The sequence below is a fragment of the Herbaspirillum sp. Sphag64 genome, from assembly GCF_014192645.1.
Taxonomy (GTDB): domain Bacteria; phylum Pseudomonadota; class Gammaproteobacteria; order Burkholderiales; family Burkholderiaceae_D; genus Herbaspirillum.
Window position 1 is genome coordinate 242,479 of record NZ_JACHYE010000001.1, and the last position, 17,460, is coordinate 259,938.

Below are 17,460 nucleotides of genomic sequence, written 5' to 3' on the forward strand. Positions count from 1 at the left end.
CGCAACGACAGAACTGGCATTCCATGCCCGGTAGCGACCTGCGCGCAACCGGGCATTGTTTTGAGCGGACGGATATAATCGGACGCTTTATTGCTCCCCATTTACTTTAGCTGAGCCTTCATGAAATTCGACGTCGCCATCATCGGCAGTGGACTTGCCGGTTTGTCAGTTGCCCTGCATCTTGCCGAAAAGAAAAAAGTCGTCATCGTTTCCAAGGGCGAGCTACTTGATGGGGCCAGTAACTGGGCGCAAGGTGGAATCGCAGCCGTACTGGACTCAGGCGACAGCCATGATCAACATATCGATGACACCCTGGTTGCTGGCGCTGGTCTGTGCGATCTGGCCGCTACCCGCTTCATCGTTGAGCATGGCCGCGCGGCCATTGAATGGCTCATCGAACAAGGTGTTCCCTTTACGCGCGACGACAAGGCCGAGCTGGGTTACCACCTGACGCGCGAAGGCGGTCACAGCCAACGCCGCATCATCCACGCAGCAGATGCCACGGGGCATGCAGTACAGGTCACGCTGGAACAGCGTGTACGCAACCATCCCAATATCACCCTGCTGGAACATCATTGCGCCATTGATGTCATCAACGCGCAGAAACTGGATCCTAAAGCCAACGCCCGCTGCGTTGGTCTCTATGTCCAAGACATCGAACGCAATCAGGTCATCACCATTGCTGCAAAACATACCGTGCTGGCAACCGGTGGAGCGGGTAAGGTCTATCTGTACACCTCCAACCCGGACTCCGCCACCGGCGATGGCATTGCCATGGCTGCGCGTGCGGGATGCCGGGTAGCCAACATGGAATTCATTCAATTCCATCCCACCTGCCTGTATCACCCCTACGCCAAATCGTTTCTGATTAGTGAGGCATTGCGCGGCGAAGGTGCTTTATTGAAACTGCCGGCCAGTGCTGGTACTGCAGCGGGTAGTCGCTTCATGCCGTGGCATGACGAGCGGGAGGAACTTGCACCACGCGATATCGTTGCCCGGGCAATCGATTTCGAAATGAAAAAACGCGGTCTGGATCACGTTGATCTCGATATTAGCCATCACTCCCCTGCTTTCATTGCCGAGCATTTCCCGACAATTCAGGCACGTTGCCTGGAGTTTGGCATCGACATCACCAAGCAACCAATCCCGGTAGTGCCTGCGGCCCACTATACTTGCGGCGGCGTCGTCACCGACATGGCGGGCCGCACCGATTTACCAGCACTGTATGCCGTCGGCGAAACCGCCTATACCGGATTGCATGGCGCCAATCGCTTGGCCAGCAACTCGCTACTGGAGTGCCTGGTACTGGGACGGGCTGCGGCGCAACACATAGAGCAGGAACTGGCAAGCCACGAACAATCTGACTTCACGAATTTACCGTTGTGGGACGACAGTCGTGTAACCGATGCCGATGAAGAAGTTGTCATCGCACATAACTGGGATGAACTACGTCGTTTCATGTGGAATTACGTCAGCATTGTGCGTACCGATAAACGGCTGCAGCGCGCTCAACATCGCATCGCCCTGCTGAAGGAAGAAATTGATGAGTACTACGCCAATTTTCACATCACGCGGGATCTGCTGGAATTACGCAATCTGGTAGAGGTGGCGGGGCTTATCGTCAACAGCGCATTGGCCCGCAAGGAAAGTCGTGGCTTGCATTACAGCCTCGATTATCCTGATACCTTACCCAAGGCTTTGCCGACCGTAATTACTTCGCAAAGATAAATGATCGGGCAAATCGAGGTAAATCAGCTGAATCCAAGGTTTAAGGATCAAAACACCCTGTATTTGCAGGTTGATATACCGAGTTCCTATGCTATCTTGCCACCACTTGATAGCGACTGTCGGTGAACTCTGTTTTCAGAGTCGAGGCTGCTCCGTTTCACATCAAAAATCCTTGTTTTACGATAAAAACATGACATTGCTGAATTGCACCAGGCTTTCATCCTGCGTCACGAAATCAGCCAGCTACCGTGGCAGCTTCACCGTCCTATATGCCAGTTAAATTGGGCCACTTTCGATTCCGCTTACTGCAGCGCTGGATCTTTACTCCGGCACTGCTGCTTGCACTGACGACACCTGGCAAACTGATGGCGCAGACCGTGACTGCCGACTATCCGCCAGACAATGCGCCTGCCAAGAGCCGTCCACGGATCGGCTTGGTACTCTCTGGTGGTGGTGCGCGTGGCTATGCACACATCGGCGTACTCCAATATCTGGAAAAAATGCATATTCCGGTGGACTACATCACCGGTACCAGCATTGGTGCACTCGTTGGTGGCTTGTATGCCAGTGGGATTTCACCCGACGTATTGCAACATGGGATGGATACCATCAATCTCAATGACCTTGTCTTCGATCGCAACGATCGCGCCAAACTGCCGCAATCGCAACGCGAAGACGATTTCCAGTATCCCATTTCCATCAATGCCGGCTTCGGTGACAAAAAGCTCAAATTCGCCCCCGGGTTAATTCAAGGCAATAATTTGCTGGCATTGCTGCAAAATCTGACACAGCAACTGCCATCCGACATTTCCTTTGACAAACTACCCATCCCTTTTCATGCCATCGCAACCGATCTGGGCCAAGGCAACGAAGTGGTATTAAAGCAAGGCTCACTGCCCGAAGCAATGCGTGCCAGTATGGCAGTACCAGGGCTATTTGCGCCGTTCCAGATCAAAGGACAGACTCTCGTTGATGGCGGCCTTGTCAGTAACCTGCCCATCCGGCAGGCGCGCGATATGGGCGCAGACATCATCATCGCCGTCAATATCGCCACGCCTTTGCAGGACCCGGCAAAGTTTCAGTCTCCATCAGCGGTAGCGCAACAAATGTTGACTATCCTGATTCAGCAAAATGTGAAAGCACAGGAAGCCTTACTTGGCAAACAAGATGTCCTGATCGAACCAAATTTGCCAGACCTGGCACTGACCGATACCGACCAGGCTGACAACACCATCAAGGCGGGTCTCGACGCCGCCCAGCGACTGAGCAAGAAACTGGCCCCCCTGTCGCTGCCGGAAGATCAGTGGAAGGCATATCTTGCGCAGCGTCAGGCGGCGATCAAACCAATCCAGGAGGTTCGGATTGATGCCATTGATATTCATACCTCTGGCAACATCCCTCCTGAATATGTGCGTAGCCGGATGAACGTCAAGGAAGGCGATGTCTACGATAGCGCCGAGTTGAATCAACAGTTATCGCAACTATCGACCCATGGCGATTTCAGCACATTGCGCCAGGAAATCATTACCGAAAACGGCAAGACTGTCCTGCGTATCGATGCGGAAGATAAATCCTGGGGACCGCAGTACCTGCTCTTTGGCGCGGGCTTCTCAAGCTATCTCAATGGCAAGGGCGGCTATAACATCCAGTTGGGACATCGCTATCCATGGATGAACAGTAGTGGGCTGGAATGGCGTAACGATCTGACTATCGGCGACACTTACGCCGACTTGCGTACCGAATTGCGACAGCCAATTTTTGGTTATGGCGGGATGTATATCGCGCCCTACGTTGACATCAACCGCCGTTACGTCGATGTATACGACGGCAACAGTCTGCATGGCACACCAGCAACGCAATACCGCATCGATAAAACGACAACGGGTATTGATCTCGGTATTCCGATTGCACGACTGGGAGAAATTCGAACTGGCGTAAACTATCAAAGCACAAATTATTCAGCGGCATACAATATCAAGCTTGATGACGGTACCATGCTGTACGATTCGTACAAGACAGACCAGCCTGTGGCACACCTTCAGGTTACCGTTGATCAACTCGATGATCCGCTGTTCCCGCATAAAGGATATTACTTGTACGGCGAGGTGGAACGTGGCTTTGGCGTCTCTGACTATCGCTACAGCACCTCTCAGGTCAAGGGTTTGTGGGCCCTGAGCAGCGGTAGCAACACAATCAACCTTGCCGTCGAAGCCGATGCGGATCTCTCCAGCAATGACAACGGTTTTGGCTATTCCCTGGGCGGCTTTCAGCGGCTTTCGGCATACTCCACCGATAAGTTTACCGGTAACTATCTGCTATATGGCCGTGTGACGTATTTGCACGATCTCGAGAACGACAATCTGTTTGGCCTGCGCAAACCTGTCATTGGGAGCAGCTTTGAACTTGGTAATGTCTGGCTGACCAGAAAAACCTTCGGCGATGGGCCCTACCGCAAGAGCCTGAGTCTATTTCTTGGCGGCAATACTCCGATTGGGCCACTCTATTTTGGTGGTGCACTCGGTCAGCGTGGAAACTGGAACCTGTACGTTCAGCTGGGACGCGTATTTTGACCAGACGCAGCCTTCATAACTGACGCTGCGCCTCTTTCAATCAGCGTTGCGTGCGTGGCGCATAGCCAAAAAACTCAAGCATGCGGTTGGCAACAATATCACGATCGTTGTCGACGCAGATCATGTGATAACTGTTCTCGAGGACGACGCTAGTGGCATCAGGGATGGCCGCTTGCAAAAAATCTGCCGACCGCAAGCTGGTCAGTTCATCCTCACGCGCATGCATGATCAATGTTGGTGTTCGGATCTCAGTGGCATGGTCGATGACCATCTTGCGCATACGATCAACCTGTCGCACACAAGCCAGCGGAATCCAGCGATAGTGAAAATCATCGCCGCGCTCAAATTTAGCCTTCACAACAGCACGTATCAACGCATTCTTGATGCCAAACGGCTCGCCTTCATCCACTTTAATGCGCGCCGGCAAACCCGGGATCAAATAACATGGATAGCGTAACCCGGCATACCAGGGAATAGACCAACCATCGATATACACGGGTGATGCAAGCAACACCAGTTTGCCGCGTTGAGCATCATGCTGCACCCTTAAACACAACAACAGGGCAAGCAAGCCACCCATGCACATGCCCACCACATGCAGTTGGTCATATTGCGGCTGCAATTCACGGTACTGCTGCTCCAAAGCGTCCAGCCAATGTTCTACGTGCATGGGAACCAGATCCTCCGGTTGTCCGCCATGCCCCGGCAAATTGACCCCATGGGTTTCGACACCGGCTTTTTTCAGAATTCGATGCAGACCACCAAGGTCGTATTGCGTCCCGCCCAGCCCATGAATCAACAGGGCACCGACACGCGTCGTCATTCTCTGCCCCTCTCCTGCTCGTTACCTATGCCTGGAAAATGCCAAGCTCCAGCAGTCACTGCCAGTCGATCTTCAGCATCGAGCAGATGCCGACTCATATCGACCACCTCAATCACACCGGACACGTGAGGGAGTACCAGTCGAAATGCCAGACTCGACGCATTGGTATCGCTCTCGACGGTTTCACCGAGCCAGCGCGCGCGCAACTGCTCTCGATCCTCTGGGTGGACCAATGCCAGGACCTGTTGCAGCGACTGTAGCTCTGCCAACGGCTGGGATAACAGATTCTCCACATCTCCATTCCATACTACTGAGCCTTGTTGCGGATCAATGCAGTAAAAGAGTTGGCGACTACCGGAGAGTGCCATCTCGACCTCATTGATGTGGCGAGAGGCTTGTTCGTACAATTGTTCACGGGTGCTTTTCAGGGCACTGATCAGCAGCGACAGCAAAGAGGCCACAGCCAGAAACAACTGCAGCTCCTGCAAATCGTTGCTGGCATTGAATCGTCCCAGCTCCACAAAAGGTCCACGACCGAGCGCATTGTAGGTAAAAGCCATCAATGACAGCACCACCACCGCCAGTGCTCCACCGCGACCACCCCATAACAATGTGACCAGCGCGACAAAGAACAACGGCAAATAGGTTGCCGAAAAATTGATATCCAGAACAAGGTGATCGAGCTCACTGTCGAATGCGAGGTAGGTGGAGCCGATCATGGCAGCAAAGGCCAGCAGTCCCAGAATGAATTCGGTCTTGGCAATACCGCCGGAGCGCAAGGCTCGAAATTGCGACCAGCCAGCCAGTACCGGGGTCAGGATCAGCATACCAACGAGATCTGCGAACGCCCAGACACGCAAGACTTGCCAGAAAGGGACGTCCTGCGTCAAAGCGAACCAGGCAGCCCCAAATGCCGCACTGACCAAGCTTGCGCCGATCCCGATCATCAGCAGGCCGCGCAGAAAATACAAGCCCTCCATCGGGAATGGCGCGCGTCTGACCAGCCACACAGCAATCGCCGCCACACCAATCTCGTCGAGCGAAAAGAGAACCATCCGGAAAATGTCGCGCTGCTCAGTCAAGCCCAATAGCACCTGTGCAATCGTGAGCGCCACCAGCAACGCCGGCCAGCGCCGGGTTGGCGTCAACAGCAACGCTCCCACCGTGATCCCGGCTGGTAACCAGATATGGCCGCTGGCGACAAACGGGCCATTGAGCGCATGCGACAAAAAGCCAAACAGAAAATACAAGATGGCCCACAGCAGGGGCGCGACAAAACTGTTTTTCTTCACGATGATTTTCCTAAAATTAGCCTGATGACCAATGGCTGAATCGCCGATTTTTCCTGCATTGTTGTTGCGCCTGCCAAAGTCAAAATTTTAGCATCGCAGCTCTCTGCTACCGCCACTAAAGCAACAATAAACCCGCAGGCTGATGCAGCACTGCGGGTTTATTGTTGGCGCGTCAGAACCGGTCGGCATCTGAACGCTCAGTCAGATTCAGTCGATAACACGCAAGGAAAAATCAACCGCCTGAATATCCTTGGTCAGACTACCAATGGAAATGCGATCGACACCAGTTTCAGCGATACCGCGTACGGTTTCCCTATTGATGCCACCCGACGCTTCCAGCACCGCCGCGCCAGCGGTAATCGCAACCGCCTCACGCATCTGCTCCAGAGAAAAATTATCGAGCAGGATTGAGTTTGCGCCAGCCGCCAGAGCTTCTCGCAATTCATCAAGGTTTTCCACCTCAACCTGTACCGAGACTCCCGCATTGAGCTTGCTGGCTGCCTGTAGCGCTGCCGTAATGCCGCCGGCAGCAGCGATGTGATTTTCCTTGATCAGGATACCGTCGTATAAAGCCAGCCGCTGATTCAGCCCGCCACCTACGCGCACCGCGTATTTCTGTGCCAGTCGCAAACCCGGTAGGGTTTTACGGGTGTCCAGAATACGTGCCGAGGTACCTGCAATCAACGCTACATAGCGTCGTGTCGCACTTGCCACGCCAGAGAGCAGTTGCAAGAAGTTCAGGGCACCGCGCTCAGCAGTGAGCAAAGCACGTGCCGGACCTTCGATTAGGCACACTTCGCTGTCGGCCTGCATCAAGTCGCCTTCGGCATAACGCCAGGTGACACGCAGGCGCGGATCGAGTCGCGCCATGATGGCTTCGAACCAAGGCGCACCGCACAACACTGCCGACTCACGCACAACCACGCGCGCTTTGACGAATTCATTCTCCGGCACCAGCAACCCGGTGTGGTCGCCATGACCAACATCTTCGGCAATAGCCTGATTCACATTGAGGTCAAAGGCCGCTTGCAACGCCGTATCGAACGGTGCAAAGGAATTCTGTAAATTACTGGTGCTACTGACGATCAGGCTCATGCTGGACCAATTCCCGCAAACAGTTTTTGTTCATTTTCCAAGGCGCGACCAGCCCGAACGTTAGCCTTTTGGTGCGCCGCAAAGTCCAGCATACGATCAATACAGACCACCGCCTGCTTGCCAATGAGCGGATCAACCTGGATTTCATTACTGCCAGTTTCCAGCACCTGCAACAAATTGCGCAATCCATTCATTGCCATCCACGGGCAATGAGCGCAACTCTTGCAAGTCGCACTGTTACCGGCAGTTGGCGCATCAATGAAGCGCTTGCCAGGCGCCGCAGTACGCATCTTGTGCAAAATGCCATTGTCAGTCGCGACAATGAATTCCTCAGCATCAAGCTGCGTGACTGCCGCGATCAATTGCGAGGTGGAACCGATCACGTCAGCCTGCGCTACGACGTTGGCAGGTGACTCCGGATGCACCAGAATCTTGGCCTTCGGGTATTCCTTGCGCAGCAGTTCCAGTTCAACCCCCTTGAACTCATCGTGTACCAGGCAAGAGCCTTGCCACAGCAACATATCAGCGCCAGTCTGCTGCTGAATGTAGCTACCCAGATGCTTGTCAGGCGCCCACAGAATTTTTTTACCCTGTGCATGCAAATGCTTGACGATATCGAGGCCAATCGACGAGGTCACCATCCAGTCAGCGCGCGCTTTGACAGCGGCACTGGTGTTGGCATACACCACCACCGTGCGGTCCGGATGGGTATCGCAGAAAGCCGCAAACTCATCACTGGGACAACCCAGATCAAGTGAGCAGGTGGCATCAAGATCAGGCATCAGGATGCGTTTTTCGGGGCTCAGAATTTTGGCCGTTTCGCCCATGAAGCGCACACCGGCAACCACCAGTGTCTGTGCCGCATGGTCACGCCCGAAACGCGCCATTTCCAGAGAATCTGAAACACAGCCACCGGTTTCCTCAGCCAGATCCTGAAGGTCCGCATCGACATAATAATGCGCGACCAGAACCGCCTGCTTTTCCTTGAGCAGTTGCTTGATACGCGCCTTCAATGCCTGTCGCTCTTGCTGTGACGGGGTTTCCGGAACCTTGGCCCAGGCATTGGCGGTGCAGCTACTGCCGATCTCCATTTGTGGCCGCTCGAACTCGACCACTTTTATTGCGCTTGCTTGCATGGCAATCACACTGTTTTAAAAATTTATTGGATACCCTGGCTGCCCAGATAATCTTCATAGTTGCCACGGAAGTCGACGATCTCGTTTTCTTTCACTTCCAGGATACGGGTTGCCAGCGAAGATACAAACTCGCGATCGTGAGAGACAAAAATCAGGGTGCCCGCGTACTTATCAAGGGCGATATTGAGCGACTCGATCGACTCCATGTCCATATGGTTGGTCGGTTCATCCATGAGCAGCACGTTGTGCCGGCCAAGCATCAGCTTGCCGTACATCATGCGACCTTTTTCGCCACCGGAGAGAACATTCACCGATTTTTTTACGTCATCGCCGGAGAACAGCAAACGTCCGAGAATGGAGCGTACTGCCTGATCATCATCGCCCTCTTGTGTCCACTGCCCCATCCAGTCGGTGAGGGTTTCGCCCTTGGCAAATTCTTCGGTCGGATCCTGCGGCATGTAGCCAACGTTGGCATTCTCGGCCCACTTCACCAGACCACTGTCTGGCTGCAAACCGGCAACATCGCCGCCGATACTGCGCAACAGTGTAGTTTTACCGACACCGTTGGCACCGATGATGGCGATCTTTTCACCAGCCTCAACCATGACACTGAAATTCTTGAAAATCGGACGATCATAGGTTTTGCTGATGCTTTGCGTTTCCACTGCCAGTCGATGCAATTTCTTTTCGCCGTCGAAACGGACAAAAGGATTGGCACGGCTCGAAGGCTTGATATCTTCCACCTTGATCTTGTCGATCTGCTTGGCGCGTGAAGTTGCCTGACGCGCCTTGGATTTATTGGCAGAGAAGCGACGCACGAAATCCTGCAGTTCGGCGACCTTTTCCTTAGCCTTGGCATTCACCGCCAATTGCTGCGCGCGCGCCTGCGAAGAAGCCAGCATGTAATCGTCGTAATTGCCCGGGTACACTTTCAGAGTCCCGTAATCCATATCCGCCATATGGGTGCAGACTTGATTCAGAAAGTGGCGATCATGGGAAATGATGATCATCGTCGAATTGCGCTCATTGAGCACATCTTCGAGCCAGCGGATGGTGTTGATGTCGAGGTTATTGGTAGGTTCGTCGAGCAACAGAATGTCCGGATTGGAGAACAGCGCCTGTGCCAGCAAGACGCGCAGCTTCCAGCCTGGTGCGACATTGCTCATCGGGCCCTGATGCTGCTCAATCGGCACACCAACACCCAGCAGCAACTCACCGGCACGGGCTTCTGCGGTATAGCCATCGTACTCGGCAAACTTGGCTTCCAGATCGGCAGCGCGCATGTAGTCGTCATCGGTCGCGTCTGGATTGGCGTAGATCGCATCGCGCTCCGACATGGCAGCCCACATTTCCGTGTGGCCCATCATGACGACGTCAAGTACGCGCATTTCTTCGTAGGCGAATTGATCCTGGCGCAATTTGCCCAGTCGTTCATTGGTATCCAGGCTGACGTTACCTGCCGACGGTTCAAGATCGCCGCCCAGAATTTTCATGAAGGTGGACTTGCCGCAGCCGTTGGCGCCGATCAAGCCGTAGCGATTGCCTTCGCCAAACTTGACGGAAATATTTTCGAACAGCGGCTTGGGGCCGAACTGCATGGTAATGTTGGCGGTCGATAACACTGAAAAAGCCTTTATTGAGAAGTTGCCGAAATACTGGTGTCAAACCTGACGTAAACCTGTGATTTTACCATTGCAGCCGTAGTCCGGCGCGAACCAAGTGCCGCAAGCCTGCAGACAATAAATCATTGCCTTTTGGAAATAGGGGAAATATTGGGAAAATACAAACCTATTTAGCCAAAATAGCCAGATCGTTGAACGACCACAACAGGATTTGCCACATGCCTAATGAGATTCGCAACAAAATTGACCACCAAGGCGTTATCGTTCGCATCACAAGCATGCTTTTATTGGGGCTCAGTCTGCTCGCATTGACTGGCATCTGCCTTGCAGGCTACAACGTCTGGACCAGCGAATACCAATTTGGCCAGCAGGAGTTGCAGACGGTCATTGCCCGGCAGTTCCCGCGCACATTAAGCTACATGCAGCTGTTTGATGTGACCCTGAGTAATCCCCGACTACGCATGGATCCCAAAAGCAACAGACTGGTGAGCACAGTCGATCTGCAGATTGATAATAAAATACTCATGCCGAAACCGGTCAACGGCACCCTCTCGGTCAGCAGCGCCCTGAAATATGACGTCGACACACGATCCGTAAGACTCGATCAACCGGTGGTGCAAAAAGTAGAGGTGAATGGTGTTCCGGCGCAGTTCGCCGCGCAGCTCAATACAATCGGCAATATGGCTGCAGAACAGATTCTGAAAAATTATACGATCTACAGTTTCAAGCCAGAACAGCTTGAATGGAATGGCAAGCGCTTCGAGCCAGGCGCAATCACCGTCATCGACAATGGCGTGAAGGTCGAAATCAAGCCCTTGTAGCCCGATCACTGACATTGCGTACCAGACGCATCCCGTTTCGGCCGAGCGTCGGATAGTCATCCAGCTGCAAACGATAACCATCGACGTTTGCCTGCAACTTAGCCCATGCACCAACTGGTAACGTCACGCGGTCAGCAATGTGGCCAAAGGGCAAGCCAGTCAATAGCGGCGCGGACAAATGGGCACGCGCATACGACAGCATCTGCGCGAAATCATAACCATTGTCATAGTCCGACAGACGATAATTGGAGAAATCACCCAGCAAAACCGCATGTTGCCGCCCCAGCACACCTGCATGCTCCAGTTGCAGCAGCATGCGCTCGACCCGATAGGGATGTTCGTTGATGTCTTCTACAAACAGGATGCCGCCATCAATGTCCGGAAAGTAAGGCGTGCCCAGCAGATGCACCAGCATCGCAAGGTTCCCCCCCCACAACACACCTTCCGTCTGCAGCACAGGATTGCCTTCGGACGCCACCGTGATCGTTTGACTTGGTTCAGTCATCGTTCGCCAGAAACTATCCATGGTCATCGCGCTGAGTCTCTCTGCACCAAAGTCACCGCACAACATGGGACCAGCAAAGCTGGCAGCGCCAGTTTGGGCCAGCAGAGCAAGATGCAGTGCCGTGATATCGCTATAACCGACAAACAGTTTGCCGCTAGCTGCCAGCGCCGGATAATTGAGCGCAGGCAAAATGCGTGACATGCCATACGCGCCACGTAGTGCCATCACGATGTCGACATCAGGATCAGCCGCCGCTTGCTGAATCTGTGCAGCGCGCCCGGCATCGGTTGCGCCAAAGCGCTGATGACGCGCAGCATGGTCGTAAAAGCTCTTGACCCTGCACCCTTGCGCTTCCAGCACCGCAATCCCCTTGGTCACCGCCGCTTCATCAGGGGCATAACCACCAGGTGCCACAATCGCCACGCACGTGCCCGCAGGCACCTGAAACTCAAGGGTAGGCAAGGATTCAGTCATTGGCTTCTTCATCCATCAATGGGACATACGTATTTGCCTGCCGCAGCAATCGTTCCTGCTTCAGGCGCTCACGGCGCTGGGCAAAAAAATCTTTGAGAAGCTGTCCGCAATCTTGCGCTAGAACACCGCCGATCAATTCGGTCTGATGATTGAGCTCTGCTTGTGCAAACAGGTTGAGCACGGAACCGCTAGCACCGGTCTTGGGGTCAGCCGCACCATAGATAACGCGCGCCAGACGCGCATGCAACATGGCGCCAGCGCACATCGCACAGGGCTCCAGAGTGACGTAAAGTTCACAACCCGGCAGCCGGTAGTTACCAAGAAAAGCCGCAGCAGCGCGCAGTGCCATGATCTCGGCATGCGCACTAGGGTCATGATGCGCAATCGGCTGATTGAATCCGGTAGCGATCACTTCGCCGTCTTTAACGACGACCGCACCAACCGGAACCTCCCCCAGATCCCATGCACGCTGCGCCTGAGACAGTGCCAGTCGCATATGACCGGCATGCGGCGAAGTCAGGAAAGAATCACTGGTTGTCATCGGTTCGGCAACAAAGGGGGTGTTATTCAACTATTGATCGGCAGTCACTTCCGCCCAGCAATTAGGCGTTTCGTGGAGCACCAGCTTCTGCAGATGCAAGCCGGTGCCGTAGGCATCCTTGTAGGCAGCATTGAGAATATCGAAGGCGGTACGTGCCAGATTTTCAACAGTCGGAATGCGATCGATAATCACTGTCTTGTGATCCGGCAAGCTGGCCAGGAAGTCACGTACCGGCTTGTCCTTCTCGTACACCAGGAAAGCATGGTCCCACACGTCAACCAGATGCTGCTTGGCAAGGGTTTTTATATCGGAAAAGTCCATGATCATGCCATTGTCCGAACTACCCTCCACTTCGATCACACGCCCGACCAAGGTAATTTCCAGTGTATAGCGATGACCGTGCAGATTGCGGCACTGGCTCTTGTGGTCGGGGATGCGGTGACCGGCATCAAATTCGAGTTTACGGGTAATTGTCAGCATGAATGCTCGGGTGTTTAAAAGATGAATTGTCGTTTTGGCAAATGCCAATGGCCGTGCGAAAGAGGCGAAGCCTGAATTACGGTATCTGCAGCAGCTTGTGCGTCTGGATACTCAGCTTCCAGCGCGGATTATTTTTGACCTTCTCGATCGCGAGCGCGGTATTGCGGGCAGCGTCAGGACCATCCATCGGTTGCAGCAGGTAATGCTGAAAATCCAGCTTCTCATAATCGCTCAGTCGCTGGCCCAGTTGCGGGATTACGACTTTGAGCTCGTTACCTTTAAATACCTTCAGTTCAGCGCCCATCTTGGGACTGACACAAATCCAGTCGACCCCGGATGGCACAGGGATCGTGCCGTTGGTCTCGATAGCAATTTCAAATCCGACTGCATGCATGCTGGCGATCAGGGCTGCATCCAGTTGCAACAGCGGTTCGCCACCAGTGAATACAACGTACTTGCTGGCGCTGTAGGTTTCTGGCCACAAACGATTGATTGCTTCAGCCAAGGCTTCGCTGGTCTTGAACTTACCGCCCCCTTCACCATCGGTGCCAAAGAAATCGGTATCGCAGAACTGGCAAATGGCCGTGCTACGGTCTTCTTCGCGGCCACTCCAGAGATTACAACCGCTGAAGCGACAAAACACCGCCGGACGGCCGGCATGCGTACCCTCGCCTTGCAAGGTGTAAAAAATTTCTTTAATGCTATAGGTCACGATAAATAGGAGCGCTGATGGAGCGGATGCCACGACAGAGAAGCAATCCGGAGACGAATTATAACGCTTCCAAGCCCGCCCTTATCAGCGTCAACGAATATCAGTTGGCGCCAAAGAAGATAGCGTAGAGCAGTCGTCCAGGATAAAAAGTGAAGGCACCGGCAATCAGCAACCCGCCCATATAACTGTATTGCATCACCAGGCGATGCTTGGGGATATTGCCCACTTTGGCAAAATAAACACCACGGGCCATTTGCAAAAGAACAAAAATGCTGAGCAGATGTATTGGCGAGTATCCAAATACTCTACTGTCGGGCATCACTTGTCGAATCCAGAAAGAGCTTATACAGATGACAAGCATCAGTATGACCCACAGGCGACCGAGCACTTTGTGTGTCCATGTTCCCTTCTTGCCCAAAAGCTGAATCGCCCCCAGCAACAAGGCACCCAAGGCAACAACAAGATGAAGCTTGACTGGCAGGCTAGCGCTGCGCAAAAGAAAGAGGTTCATTCCGGCGTTCATTCATTTTTATTTGTTTAGGGAAAACAAACCCATCTGTATCAATCTTTCCGGCAATGAAAGTGCGTCGTTGCGGACTTGATGCTCTGCAGGGTATGGTCCCATCTTCCGCCATGAAATTCAAGGACGATATATGTCCGCCCAGAAAGCGCAGGGTCAACAGTCGTTGCTTGGACAGTTCCCCGGGTTAGCGGGGAACGCCGTCGTTGTTCAGCGCCGTTGGCGGTGCGCTGCCATATTGATCGCGCTGCCGTCCAGCACGCTCTGCGGCCAGCCCTCACGCGCCAGCTGCAGCATCGCCAGGCCCACGTTGGCAGTCGTGGTCATCGAGCCTGGCCATAGGCGCTGAAGACCTCGTAAAAGCGGCCCAAGCAGTTTGTAGAACAGCCGATAGCTGCGCGTCTTGGACTGGATGCCATCAAGCGGAAGAATGATGCCCGGCCGCAACATGTAAGCAGCCTTGAACGGCAGACGCAGCAGGGCGTTTTCGGTCTCGCCCTTGATCCGGGCCCACATGCTGCGACCTCTTTCGCTGCTGTCGGTGCCAGCACCCGACACGTAGACAAAGGTCATGCCAGGGTTCCAGCGCAACAGCCTCAACGCCACCGATACCGTGAGCGCATAGGTCAAATGGCGGTACTGGTCTGCAGTCATCCCAGCCGACGAGACCCCCAGGCAAAAAAAGCAGGCGTCGATGCCCGTGAGCTCTGCCTGATACTGATTGAGGTCCAACATATCCGAAGTCACCAGCTGCACCAGCTTCGGATGCACCACATCAAGCGCAGAGCGCCCCACGATGAGCACCTTTTGAAGGTTTGCATCCTGCAGACATTCGCGAAGAACGCCCTGGCCCACCATACCGCTGGCTCCAAAAATGGCGATGTTCATGGCCGCTCCGTCAAGGTCTTTGGCTCAAGACAAGCGCTCATGCCCCACCTCCCTATCTCCTGGCCAAGGTGCGAGTGCTTGAAAACGCCGCATGGTGGGCGCGGCTCGTGGAAGAGCGTGATGCATTGCATGGAAGGTTCCTGAATGATGGAAACATAGCAGTCTATGAATGTTTTATTATTCTGATAAGCCGCATTTTGGTTCATGAAGAATCCTTTAAATCAGGACAATTAATGCATCGAACAGGCATGACCGAATTGGAAGTGGTGCTGGCGGTAGCACGTCGCAAGAGTTTTCGCGGTGCGGCGCTCGAATTGGGTATGTCTACTACCGCCGTCAGTAGCGCTGTGGCTGGTCTCGAAGCACGCTTGAAAGTACGCCTGTTCAACCGCTCGACGCGTAGCGTGGCCCTAACCGACATCGGCCAGCGCTATGTGGAACGCATCGCGCCCGCGCTGGCAGAAATCAAGCGTGCCAGCGAAGAAGCTGGTAGTGGCCACGACGTGCCCAGCGGCACGCTACGCATCAATGCACCGCAAGGCGTGGGCACCTTGCTGATGGAGCCACTCTTACGCCAGTACGCACAGCGCTACCCGGAGATGCGCATCGACGTCGTGAGCGAATCGCGCTTGATCGATATCGTGGCCGAAGGCTTCGATGCCGGTATCCGTCTGGCCGAATCGGTACCGCAAGACATGATTGCGGTACCGCTCTCGCCCGATATCCGCATGCTCGTAGTCGCCACTCCCGACTATCTGCAACGCCACGGCACGCCCAGGCAGCCACACGATCTGCTCATGCATCAGAGCATCGGCATGCGCATGACGCATGGCGGCATCTATCAGTGGGAACTGGAGAGAGGCGGCCAAAAGCTGCAGATGGATCTGCCGACACGCTTCGTGCTCAATGAGATGCCCGCCATCAAACAAGCGATCCTGCATGGACTGGGCATCGGTTTCATCGCCGAGTGGCTTATTCTGGATGAGCTGAAAACAGGGAACCTCGTGCCCTTACTGCCATCCTGGTGCCCTACGTTTGGTGGTTTGCGGCTGTACTACTCCGGCCATCGTTTTGTCCCGGCACGGCTGCGCGCCCTGATCAGTCTGGTGCATGAACTGCGCTTGGGAAAAGCCTAGCGACGATACGATGCACGTATATCCCCCGCCGGGACGAGACGTTCGCTGAATAAGGCAAGAATATGAGACCGCTGTAGCTGACCAGTAACGATCAACTAGGACGGATGCTTCAATCTGGCTCAATTAGGCGAAGCAACAGCGGGATAGCCTGAGCAATTGTTTCGCGCTCTTTCCCTGAAAGCTTTGCATGGATGGCCTGCGCTAGCCAAAGTGATCTGGCTTGGCGATGCGCTGCGGCAGCGTGCCGCCCGGCATCAGTTAAAGTCATCAACCAACCACGTCCATCAGAGGGGTCTGGCTCACGTGCGACCAATCCAGCAGCCTCCAGCCGACTCACCACCAGCCGCATCGACTGATGGGTCACGCCGCGGATTTCAGCCAAGGCCGCAGCGCTCATCGGCCCGTTGCGATCCAGTTCCGCCAACGCGTCGACCTGTGCATCGTGAGGCGTCCCGCTGCGCGTCCGAACCGTTCGAACGAAGCGTCCAACTGCGTCGCGCAACTCCTCGGATAGCGTCGCTGAAAACGAATCGCCAGATGCATGTGTGGTGGTGGGGCTGAAAGTGAGTGCGGCACTCATGAGAATCGCAACTGGGTTAGCACTGCCGCAAGTGTATTGACACCCCAGTGCTCGGCATAACGGCCATCCCGGATCGTGACGATGTCAATAACGTCGATACTGACCTGCCGTCCAGTAGCAGGAACTCCCAGCAAGGTGCCGGTATGCACACCATGCACTGTTTTGCGCGTGGTCACTTTATCGCCGTCGCTGAGTTGCTCGTGGATCTGCACTTTCAGCCCTGAGAGCGCCGGTCGCAGCACGTGCTCAAACGTGTTCCACAGACCCGCACCATCGTTCGGTGCGCCGACTGGCGCGGACCAATTAACAAAGTCCGAGGCGACGAGTGCATCGAATGATGCACGATTACCTTGCTCGATCACTTCATGGTTGAAGCGCTTTACGACCTGTTTGGGCGAGAATTTGTCCATTTTTTCTCCGATCGGGCGGGCAACATAAGTCCACCAACATCGCAGATTATATACAACCAAGCTGTATAAATAAAGTGAGATATCCGTTTTCCGCTTTGATCTTCACAGACCAGTAGTGCCTTCAAAA

General features: G+C 54.2%; 17 protein-coding genes. 4 read left to right on the forward strand and 13 right to left on the reverse strand.

Annotated elements, in window-relative coordinates:
- The first annotated feature begins 120 nt into the window (after nucleotides 1-120).
- Together nadB and FHW66_RS01115 are read left to right on the forward strand one after the other, a co-directional pair.
- Nucleotides 121-1,728, forward strand: a complete 1,608-nt coding sequence (gene nadB / locus FHW66_RS01110) for an L-aspartate oxidase (RefSeq protein ID WP_183377871.1) — start codon at nucleotides 121-123, stop codon at nucleotides 1,726-1,728.
- 269 nt (nucleotides 1,729-1,997) lie between these two features.
- Nucleotides 1,998-4,298, forward strand: a complete 2,301-nt coding sequence (locus FHW66_RS01115) for a patatin-like phospholipase family protein (RefSeq protein WP_255458760.1) — start codon at nucleotides 1,998-2,000, stop codon at nucleotides 4,296-4,298.
- 40 nt (nucleotides 4,299-4,338) lie between these two features.
- Here the strand turns inward: FHW66_RS01115 and FHW66_RS01120 are convergent, their stop codons facing one another.
- From FHW66_RS01120 to FHW66_RS01140, 5 genes are all read right to left on the reverse strand, one after another.
- Nucleotides 4,339-5,121, reverse strand: coding sequence for a carboxylesterase (locus tag FHW66_RS01120; protein WP_183377872.1), 783 nt, complete (start codon nucleotides 5,119-5,121; stop codon nucleotides 4,339-4,341).
- Nucleotides 5,118-6,413: an MASE1 domain-containing protein gene (locus tag FHW66_RS01125; RefSeq protein ID WP_370543419.1), complete on the reverse strand. Its 1,296-nt coding sequence runs from the start codon at nucleotides 6,411-6,413 to the stop codon at nucleotides 5,118-5,120. The genes FHW66_RS01120 and FHW66_RS01125 overlap by 4 nt, the downstream gene beginning before the upstream one ends.
- A gap of 207 nt (nucleotides 6,414-6,620) precedes the next feature.
- On the reverse strand, nucleotides 6,621-7,508 hold the full coding sequence (nadC, locus tag FHW66_RS01130) for a carboxylating nicotinate-nucleotide diphosphorylase (RefSeq protein WP_183377873.1): 888 nt from the start codon (nucleotides 7,506-7,508) through the stop codon (nucleotides 6,621-6,623).
- Complete coding sequence (nadA, locus tag FHW66_RS01135) at nucleotides 7,505-8,644, reverse strand: quinolinate synthase NadA (RefSeq protein ID WP_183377874.1); 1,140 nt, start codon at nucleotides 8,642-8,644, stop codon at nucleotides 7,505-7,507. The genes nadC and nadA overlap by 4 nt, the downstream gene beginning before the upstream one ends.
- Nucleotides 8,645-8,667: 23 nt before the next feature.
- Complete coding sequence (locus FHW66_RS01140) at nucleotides 8,668-10,266, reverse strand: ABC-F family ATPase (protein ID WP_183377875.1); 1,599 nt, start codon at nucleotides 10,264-10,266, stop codon at nucleotides 8,668-8,670.
- Between the two features lie 125 nt (nucleotides 10,267-10,391).
- Here FHW66_RS01140 and FHW66_RS01145 point away from each other — a divergent pair, with 125 nt between their 5' ends.
- The gene (locus FHW66_RS01145) at nucleotides 10,392-11,087 is read left to right on the forward strand and encodes a DUF1439 domain-containing protein (RefSeq protein ID WP_255458761.1); all 696 of its coding nucleotides are present in this window, start codon (nucleotides 10,392-10,394) and stop codon (nucleotides 11,085-11,087) included.
- Here FHW66_RS01145 and ldcA read toward each other — a convergent pair.
- The 6 genes from ldcA to FHW66_RS01175 form a co-directional block, all read right to left on the reverse strand.
- On the reverse strand, nucleotides 11,074-12,066 hold the full coding sequence (gene ldcA / locus FHW66_RS01150; RefSeq protein WP_255458762.1) for a muramoyltetrapeptide carboxypeptidase: 993 nt from the start codon (nucleotides 12,064-12,066) through the stop codon (nucleotides 11,074-11,076). The genes FHW66_RS01145 and ldcA overlap by 14 nt on opposite strands.
- Complete coding sequence (gene tadA, locus FHW66_RS01155; RefSeq protein ID WP_221196931.1) at nucleotides 12,059-12,562, reverse strand: tRNA adenosine(34) deaminase TadA; 504 nt, start codon at nucleotides 12,560-12,562, stop codon at nucleotides 12,059-12,061. The genes ldcA and tadA overlap by 8 nt, the downstream gene beginning before the upstream one ends.
- A gap of 75 nt (nucleotides 12,563-12,637) precedes the next feature.
- Nucleotides 12,638-13,087 (reverse strand): 6-carboxytetrahydropterin synthase QueD, encoded by a 450-nt coding sequence (gene queD / locus FHW66_RS01160; RefSeq protein WP_183377877.1) that lies wholly within the window; start codon nucleotides 13,085-13,087, stop codon nucleotides 12,638-12,640.
- Between the two features lie 76 nt (nucleotides 13,088-13,163).
- A complete protein-coding gene (queE, locus tag FHW66_RS01165; RefSeq protein WP_183377878.1) occupies nucleotides 13,164-13,799 on the reverse strand; it encodes a 7-carboxy-7-deazaguanine synthase in 636 nt (211 codons plus the stop codon).
- Between the two features lie 100 nt (nucleotides 13,800-13,899).
- A complete protein-coding gene (locus FHW66_RS01170; RefSeq protein WP_183377879.1) occupies nucleotides 13,900-14,310 on the reverse strand; it encodes a DUF2306 domain-containing protein in 411 nt (136 codons plus the stop codon).
- Between the two features lie 219 nt (nucleotides 14,311-14,529).
- Entirely contained in the window at nucleotides 14,530-15,207 is a 678-nt protein-coding gene (locus FHW66_RS01175) for an NAD(P)H-binding protein (protein WP_183377880.1), read from the reverse strand.
- Between the two features lie 248 nt (nucleotides 15,208-15,455).
- Here FHW66_RS01175 and FHW66_RS01180 point away from each other — a divergent pair, with 248 nt between their 5' ends.
- Entirely contained in the window at nucleotides 15,456-16,343 is an 888-nt protein-coding gene (locus FHW66_RS01180) for a LysR family transcriptional regulator (RefSeq protein ID WP_255458763.1), read from the forward strand.
- Between the two features lie 109 nt (nucleotides 16,344-16,452).
- Here FHW66_RS01180 and FHW66_RS01185 read toward each other — a convergent pair whose 3' ends face one another.
- Together FHW66_RS01185 and FHW66_RS01190 are read right to left on the reverse strand one after the other, a co-directional pair.
- The gene (locus tag FHW66_RS01185) at nucleotides 16,453-16,923 is read right to left on the reverse strand and encodes a MarR family winged helix-turn-helix transcriptional regulator (protein ID WP_183377882.1); all 471 of its coding nucleotides are present in this window, start codon (nucleotides 16,921-16,923) and stop codon (nucleotides 16,453-16,455) included.
- Entirely contained in the window at nucleotides 16,920-17,333 is a 414-nt protein-coding gene (locus FHW66_RS01190; protein ID WP_183377883.1) for an ester cyclase, read from the reverse strand. The genes FHW66_RS01185 and FHW66_RS01190 overlap by 4 nt, the downstream gene beginning before the upstream one ends.
- Nucleotides 17,334-17,460 lie beyond the last annotated feature (127 nt).